Origin of the sequence: Bacillus nitratireducens (genome assembly GCF_036320425.1) — a bacterium.
Taxonomy (GTDB): domain Bacteria; phylum Bacillota; class Bacilli; order Bacillales; family Bacillaceae_G; genus Bacillus_A; species Bacillus_A nitratireducens.
This window is the reverse complement of sequence record NZ_JAUMJO010000056.1, coordinates 1-342: the sequence shown is the minus strand read 5'-3', so window position 1 is coordinate 342 and position 342 is coordinate 1. Positions and strand designations below refer to the sequence as shown.

General features: G+C 49.7%; 1 rRNA gene. It reads right to left on the bottom strand.

Annotation, left to right across the window (positions count from 1 at the left end):
* Window positions 1-303: ribosomal RNA gene (locus tag Q3V31_RS30825) — 16S ribosomal RNA — on the bottom strand; the annotation flags it as partial.
* Between the last annotated feature and the right edge of the window lie 39 nt (window positions 304-342).

The following is a 342-nucleotide window of genomic DNA, read 5'->3' as shown; positions in this document are numbered from 1 at the left end:
GGTCGGCTACGCATCGTTGCCTTGGTGAGCCGTTACCTCACCAACTAGCTAATGCGACGCGGGTCCATCCATAAGTGACAGCCGAAGCCGCCTTTCAATTTCGAACCATGCAGTTCAAAATGTTATCCGGTATTAGCCCCGGTTTCCCGGAGTTATCCCAGTCTTATGGGCAGGTTACCCACGTGTTACTCACCCGTCCGCCGCTAACTTCTTGAGAGCAAGCTCTCAATCCATTCGCTCGACTTGCATGTATTAGGCACGCCGCCAGCGTTCATCCTGAGCCAGGATCAAACTCTCCAATAAAGTTAGTTTGTCTAGCATCTAAAAATAAAAATTGACGTT